This window comes from Streptomyces fuscigenes (assembly GCF_021556455.1).
Taxonomy (GTDB): Bacteria; Actinomycetota; Actinomycetes; order Streptomycetales; family Streptomycetaceae; genus Streptomyces; species Streptomyces fuscigenes.
Map to the genome: position 1 here is coordinate 1 of NZ_JAKGCV010000263.1, position 7882 is coordinate 7882.

Annotated in this window: 3 protein-coding genes; 2 read left to right on the forward strand and 1 reads right to left on the reverse strand. The window is 72.0% G+C overall.

Going from position 1 to position 7882, the window contains the following annotated elements:
* Together L1885_RS19390 and fxsT are read left to right on the forward strand one after the other, a co-directional pair.
* Positions 1 to 1179: aKG-HExxH-type peptide beta-hydroxylase (locus tag L1885_RS19390; protein ID WP_235798424.1), on the forward strand; the 1179-nt coding region annotated here is incomplete at its 5' end.
* Positions 1180 to 1302: 123 nt separating this feature from the next.
* Positions 1303 to 4317: an FxSxx-COOH system tetratricopeptide repeat protein gene (fxsT, locus tag L1885_RS19395; protein ID WP_235798425.1), complete on the forward strand. Its 3015-nt coding sequence runs from the start codon at positions 1303 to 1305 to the stop codon at positions 4315 to 4317.
* A 111-nt stretch (positions 4318 to 4428) separates the two neighbouring features.
* On the opposite strand, the gene L1885_RS19400 is transcribed toward fxsT, so the two are convergent.
* Positions 4429 to 7882, reverse strand: a 3454-nt coding sequence (locus L1885_RS19400; RefSeq protein WP_235798426.1) for a multifunctional oxoglutarate decarboxylase/oxoglutarate dehydrogenase thiamine pyrophosphate-binding subunit/dihydrolipoyllysine-residue succinyltransferase subunit, incomplete at its 5' end; no start/stop codon positions are given.

Consider the following 7882-nt stretch of genomic DNA (forward strand, 5'->3'; position numbering starts at 1 on the left):
CGCGGCCGGTGCCGCGGCGCGCTGCCCGTGCCCGTAGGCGGCGGTCGACGTCAGCCCCAGCACCAGCAGGAACGCCCCGACCAGCGACGCCCACAGGCGGCCGTGCGCGCCGGCGCGGCGTTCCGCGTCCGGCTCACCGCGTTCGGCGACCTGCTCGCCCTGCCCACCCTCGGCGCGCTGCGCACGTACCGGGGCAGCGAGGTGGACCTCGGCTTCCGCGACGGCGTGCTGACCCTCCGCCAGGGCGCCGCCGCGCCCGTCGCGGTCCTCGTGGCCCCCGGTGGCACGGGTGCCGCCGCCGGCCACCCCACCCGCTCCGGCGATCCGCGATGGCTGCCGCTGCGCACCCTGCCCGCCCTCGTACCGGGCGCCGCTCCCGTACTCCTGGACGACCTCGACCCGTACGGCACGGCGGGCAGCGGGCTCGAACGGCACGGCCTCGGCGCGGTCACCCGCCTCGACGCCGGCAGCCGTGCCGTGTGGGCCGCGTCCTGGGCAGGCACCGAACCCGTGCTGCGGGTCGGCGGGGCGCACCGCACGGCCGAGGCGGCGCTCCTGCTGCGCTGCCTCGTGCCGCTCGCCCCGCCCCCCGGGGAGCGGACGTCCCACTGCAGCGGCACCCGGCGCGAGGCGTTCGGCGCCGTCCTCAGCAGCCGGCCGTCCACGCCGGGCCACCTGGCGGCGACCCTCGTCCACGAGCTCCAGCACGCCAAGCTGTCGGCGCTCGCCGCCCTGGTGCGGTTGCACGGCGAGGGACCGGAAGAAGCGTATTTCGCGCCCTGGCGCACCGATCCGCGCCCCTTCGACGGGCTCCTCCAGGGGGCCTACTCGCACCTCGCGCTCGCCGAGTACTGGCAGGGCCACGCCCTCGCGGCCCGCACCACGGCCCAGCGCGACTTCGCCTGGACGGAACACGCGCGCTGCGCCGAGCAAGTGGCGGCCGTCCTGCCGGTCCTGGCGGCCTCACGGACACTCACCCCGCAGGGCCGGGTCCTCGTCGACGAGATGAGGGCGACCTGCGACGGCCTCGCCAAGGAACCGCCGCCGCCCGGGCACGCGACACGGGCCCGGGCCTACATCAGCACGGCACACACCCTGTGGCGCCAGCGGTGGGGCACCGACCCGGGCGGCACGGCCGCGCGGGCCCGTGGGGAGGCGCGGAAGCGACCGGACGCATGAATCTTCCCGCCGATCCCCGTGGTTCGCTTCCGGCCCGGATTCCACACCGTCAGGATCCAAACGAGAGGGCCTAAGCTCGACGGTATGTCAGGTGGGCGCATCACGACGCAGGGAGACGGTTGAATGCCCGGAACACGTAAGAGGGTTGCCGCGTCCGGGCCGGAGACCGTGACCATCAGCTTCGCCGGGTACAACCGGGTGTGGGCGGCGTGGATCGGGGACCGCCTGGAGCGCCGCGGGCACACGGTCGCCTACCAGCGCTGGGACCCGCAGGAGGGCACACCGCTGGCCGATTCGCTGCGGGCCCTGACCCTCGCACCGGGCCCGGTCCTCGTCATCCTGAGCACCTGGTACTTCCAGATGGGCCCCCGCACCCACGCCGAGTGGAACAGCGCCCTGACCGAGGTGGTCGCCGCCGACCCCGGCCGCTTCGCCGGGGTCTCCGTCACCACCGACGCGCTCCCGCCCGCCACCGCCGTCTTCGCCGCCCCGGACCTGACCGCCGTCGGCGAGCAGGAGGCCGAGCGGCGCGTCCTCACCCGGCTCGGCCTGCCCGCCGACCCACTGCCCGCCGACTCCCGCAAGGGCCCCCGCTTCCCCAACGACCCCTCCGAGGTGTGGGGCGGTGTGCCCCGCCGCAACATCCGCTTCACGGGGCGCGAGCAACTGCTCAACACCATCGACCACGCCCTCAGGAACGCCGAGGACAGGGCCCGCGTCCTCACGCTCTACGGGATGTCCGGCGTGGGCAAGACGCAGCTCGCCGCCGAGTACGTCTACCGCTTCGGCGCCGAGTACGACGTGGTCTGGTGGGTCCCGGCCGACAAGCGCGCCGTGTGCCGCCAGCGGCTCGCCCAACTCGCCCCGGAACTCGGGCTGTCCACGGGCGTCGACTACGGCGAGCGGCTGCGCGCCGCCCGCATCGCGCTGCGCCGCGGGGACCCGTACCGGCGCTGGCTGATCGTGTTCGACGGAGCGGACGATCCCGAGGCCGTCTGGGACCTGGTGCCCGACGGGCCGGGCGACGTGCTCATCACGGCGCGCAACGCCGAATGGTCACAGCACAACAGCCTCCTGATCGAGGTCCCCGAGTACAACCGCGACGAGTCGGTCGCGTTCATCCTGCGCCGCGCACCGCGCCTGAGCGCGCGCGAGGCCGACCGGCTCGCGGAGGCCCTGGAGGACCTGCCGCTGCTGCTCGACCAGACGGCCGGCTGGCTCAACGACTCGGACATGTCCGTCGACGAGTACATCGAGCTGCTGGAGCAGGAGGGCATCGACGAGGACGTCGTGCGTGTCTCCCGCGACTTCCCGACGCCGTTTCGCACCAGCTGGTCGATACTGCTGAACAGGCTCCGAGAGACCGTTCCCGAGGCCGTCACCCTGCTGCGGCTGTGCGCGTTCTTCGCACCGGGCGCCATCCCCGTGCGCCTGGTGCGCGACCTGCCTGCCGCCGAGCTGCCCGAGAGCCTGCGGGGCCTCGTCGGCAACTCCGTCAGCTGGGCCACCGCCATCAACAAGCTCCGCCAGTACGCCGTCGTGCGCGCGGCCGGGGTCGGCGACCGGGAGATCCACGAGACCATGCCGGAGGTCGCGGGCAGCGTCCCCGGCGACACCCTCTACATGCACCGGATGGTCCACCAGATCATCCGCCAGGACATGCCCGAGGACGAGCACGAGGAGCTCATCGAGGTCGTACGGCGGGCCCTCGCCAACGCGGACCCGGGCCAGCCGACGGACTCCCGGATGTGGCCCGAGTACGCGGAGATCACCCCGCACCTGCGGTGGGCCGACGTGCTGCAGACCACCAGCCCGGCGATGCACACGCTGGTGTTCAACTGCCTCCAGTACATGCTCAACGCGGGCGAGTACCAGGCCGGCCTGACGCTCGGCACGCGTGCCATGAAGGCGTGGAAGGAGCAGCTGGGGGAGACCCACCCGCGCATCTGGGACCTCACCCACCACTACGTGAACCTGCTGCGCGCCGTGGGCGACTACGCGCACAGCGAGGCCATCGAGCGGGCGGCCGTCGACTACCTCAGGGAGACCCGCGGCGCCGCGGACCTCACGCACATCCGGGCCGCCAGCGGCCTCGCGGCCGACCTGCGCGGCCTCGGCAGGTACGAGGAGGGGCACACCGTTTCGCGCTGGGTCTTCGGTGCCTACCTGGAGCTGCTGGGCGAGCAGGACGCCCGCACGATCAACGCGCAGAACAACGTGGCCGTGTCGCTGCGCCTGCTCGGCCGGTACGAAGAAGCCCTCGAACTCGACATGAAGACCCTGATCGAGCGGCGGCGGCTGCTGCGGCCCCGCCACCGCTGGTCGCTCTACTCCGAGACCCGCGTCTCCACCGACCAGCGGCTGCTGGGCCGCTACGACGAGGCGGAGTCGCTGCAGTCGCAGAGCGTCCGCGTGCACCGCAGCATCCTCGGGCCCGACAACCCCCTCACGCTGAGCGCCGAACACAGCCTCGCGCACGCGCTCTACCGCATCGGGCGGCGCCGCGAGGCCGCCGAGCTGTTCACCGGCGTCCTGGAACGCAGCGAACGCGTCCTCGGCGAGGGCGACCCGGAGACCCTCCGCTTCGCGGCCGGGCAGAGCTGTTTCGCCCGCGAGCACGGCGACATCGACCAGGCCCGGGAGATAAGCGAACGGGTCGTCGACGGGTACACGCTGCTGCTGGGGCCCGACCACCCCTTCCCGACGGGGGCCAGGTCCAACCAGGCGCTCATCATGCGTGCCGTCGGCGAACTGGAGCAGGCGTACACCCTCGCCGAGCAGGCGCTCACCGGGATGACCGCGGCCGTCGGCCCCGACCATCCGTGGACGCTCGGCTGCGCCGTCAACGCGTCCGAGATGCGCTCGCTGCGCGGGGACGTCGAGGCGGCGGCCCGCCTCAGCGCCGACACGGCGGCACGCGCGGCCGTGTCCCTGAGCCGCACCCACCCGCTGACCCTGTCGGCCAGGATGGCGATGGCGGCGGACCTGCGGGCACTGGGCGACCGGCAGGCCGCCGACAAGGCCGAGGCCGAGGCGGTGGAGGACCTGTCCACCACGCTCGGGCCGCAGCACCCGCACACCATGTCGGCGCGGGCGCGGACCCGGCCCTACTGGGACTTCGAGCCGCAGATCGTCTGAGCGCCGTCACCGGCGCACGGCGAGGGGCCCGGCCCCGCGGTCTCCCGCGGAGCCGGGCCCCTCGTGCACCCGGCGGGGGCTCCCGTCGCGGCCGGCGCCCCCGCGCCCGGGTCAGGCGTCGAAGACCTCGTTGACCAGCTGCTCCTGCTCCTGCTCGTGGCGCTTCTTCGAGCCCACGGCGGGGGAGGAGGAGTGCGGCCGCGAGATGCGGCGCAGGCGCTCGTCGTGCGGCACGTCCGCGCCGACGGCGAGGTCGAGGTGGTCGATCAGGTTGAGCGCGACGAACGGCCAGGCACCCTGGTTCGCCGGCTCCTCCTGCGCCCACAGGTACTTCTCGGCGTTCGGGAACTTCGCGATCTCGGCCTGCAGCTCCGCACCCGGCAGCGGGTACAGGCGCTCCAGCCGGATGATCGCGGTGTCCGTGAGACCGCGCTTCTTCCGCTCGGCGTCGAGGTCGTAGTAGACCTTGCCGGACGTGAAGACGACCTTGCGCACCGCGGCCGGGTCGACGCTGTCGTCGCCGATCACCGGGCGGAAGCCGCCGGTGGTGAACTCCTCGGTCTTCGACTGCGCGGCCTTGAGCCGGAGCATCGACTTCGGGGTGAAGACGATCAGCGGCTTGTGGTGCGGGTTGTGGACCTGCCAGCGCAGCAGGTGGAAGTAGTTCGACGGCAGCGTCGGGGTGGCCACCGTCATGTTGCCCTGCGCGCACAGCGCCATGAAGCGCTCGATGCGGGCCGACGAGTGGTCCGGTCCCTGGCCCTCGTAGCCGTGCGGCAGCAGCAGGGTGACGCCGGAGGTCTGGCCCCACTTCTGCTCGGCGGCCGAGATGTACTCGTCCACGATCGACTGGGCGCCGTTGACGAAGTCGCCGAACTGCGCCTCCCACATGACGAGCGCGTTCGGGCGGGCCAGCGAGTAGCCGTACTCGAAGCCCATCGCCGCGTACTCGCTGAGCAGCGAGTCGTAGACGTTGTAGCGGGCCTGCTCCTCCGTCAGGTACTGCAGCGGCGTGTACTCCTCGCCCGACTGCTGGTCGACGAGGACCGCGTGGCGCTGGCCGAACGTGCCGCGGCGGGTGTCCTGGCCCGCGAGGCGGACCGGGGTGCCCTCCATCAGCAGCGAGCCGATGGCGAGCGTCTCGCCGGTGCCCCAGTCGATCGTGCCGTCGTCGACGGACGCCGCGCGCCGCTGGAGCTGCGGCATCAGCCGCGGGTGGACGTGGATCGTGTCCGGGATGTTGACCTGGGACTCGGCGATCCGCTTGACGACCTCCTGGGAGACGCCGGTCGTCACGCTCACCGGGAACTCGGCCTGCGCGTCCGGGACGATCGCCTCGGCGGGCTGCGAGGTGGCCTCGCGGACCTCCGCGAAGACCTTCTCCAGCTGGCCCTGGAAGTCCTGGAGCGCCTGCTCGGCCTCCTCCAGCGTGATGTCGCCCCGGCCGATCAGCGACTCGGTGTACAGCTTGCGCACCGAGCGCTTGTTGTCGATCAGGTTGTACATCTGCGGGTTCGTGAACTGCGGGTTGTCGCCCTCGTTGTGACCGCGGCGGCGGTAGCAGATCATGTCGATGACGACGTCCTTGTTGAACGCCTGGCGGAACTCGAAGGCGAGCCGCGCGACGCGCACCACGGCCTCCGGGTCGTCGCCGTTCACGTGGATGATCGGCGCCTCGATCATGCGGGCCACGTCCGTCGCGTACATCGACGAGCGGGACGCCTCCGGGGCGGCGGTGAAGCCGACCTGGTTGTTGATGACGATGTGCACGGTGCCGCCGGTGCGGTAGCCGCGCAGCTGCGACATGTTGAGCGTCTCCGCGACGACGCCCTGGCCCGCGAAGGCGGCGTCGCCGTGCAGGGCGACCGGCATGACCGTGAAGTCGGTGCCCGCCTTGTTGATGATGTCCTGCTTGGCGCGGGCGATGCCCTCGATGACCGGGTCGACCGTCTCCAGGTGCGACGGGTTCGCCGCCAGCGACACCTTGATCTGCTCGCCGTCGAGCCCGGTGAAGGTGCCCTCGGCGCCCAGGTGGTACTTCACGTCGCCGGAGCCGTGCATCGACTTCGGGTCGAGGTTGCCCTCGAACTCGCGGAAGATCTGCGCGTACGACTTGCCGACGATGTTCGCCAGCACGTTCAGGCGGCCGCGGTGGGCCATGCCGATGACGACCTCGTCGAGGCGCGACTCGGCCGCCGCGTCCAGCACCGCGTCGAGCAGCGGGATGACGGACTCGCCGCCCTCCAGCGAGAAGCGCTTCTGGCCGACGTACTTGGTCTGCAGGAACGTCTCGAACGCCTCGGCCGCGTTCAGCCGGCGCAGGATGCGCAGCTGCTCCTCGCGCTCCGGGTTCGAGTGGGGGCGCTCCACCCGGTCCTGCAACCACTTGCGCTGCTTCGGGTCCTGGATGTGCATGTACTCGATGCCGATGGTGCGGCAGTACGAGTCGCGCAGGACGCCCAGGATGTCGCGCAGCGTCATGGTCGACTTGCCGGCGAAGCCGCCGACCGCGAAGTCCCGCTCCAGGTCCCACAGGGTGAGGCCGTGCTCGGTGACGTCCAGGTCGGGGTGCTTGCGCTGGCGGTACTCCAGCGGGTCCGTGTCGGCCATGACGTGGCCGCGCACCCGGTAGGAGTGGATCAGCTCGAAGACGCGGGCGGCCTTCGTGACGTCGTCGTCGTGCGACGCGTCGATGTCCTTCATCCAGCGGACCGGCTCGTACGGGATCCGCAGGGACTCGAAGATCTCGTCGTAGAAGCCGTCCTCGCCGAGCAGCAGCCGGCTGAGGATCCGCAGGAACTCGCCGGACGCCGCGCCCTGGATGACGCGGTGGTCGTACGTCGAGGTCAGCGTCATGACCTTCGAGATGCCGAGCTTGTTCAGGGTGTCCTGCGAGGTGCCCTGGAACTCGGCCGGGTACTCCATCGCGCCGACGCCGAGGATGACGCTCTGCCCGGGCATCAGGCGGGGCACCGAGTGGACGGTGCCGATGCCGCCGGGGTTGGTCAGCGAGACCGTGACGCCGGAGAAGTCGTCCATCGTGAGCTTGCCGTTGCGGGCGCGCCGGACGATGTCCTCGTAGGCCTGCCAGAACTCGAAGAAGCCGAGCGTCTCGGCCTTCTTGATGCCGGCGACGACGAGCTGGCGGTCGCCGTTGGGCTTCACCAGGTCGATCGCCAGGCCCAGGTTCACGTGCTCCGGCTTGACCAGGGTGGGCTTGCCGTCCTTCTGCACGAAGGAGTGGTTCATCGACGGCATGGCCTTGATGGCCTGCACCATCGCGTACCCGATGAGGTGCGTGAAGGAGATCTTCCCGCCGCGGGCGCGCTTGAGGTGGTTGTTGATGACGATGCGGTTGTCGAACAGCAGCTTCACCGGGACCGCGCGCACGGACGTCGCCGTGGGCAGTTCGAGGGAGGCGGCCATGTTCTTCGCGACGGCGGCGGACGGGCCGCGCAGCGTCACGTACTCCGGGCCCTCGGCCTCGGTGGCCGGCTCGGCCTTCGGCGCGGGGGCCGGGGCGGGCTTCGCGGCGGCGGCGGGCTGCGCGGGCGCGGAGGGGGCC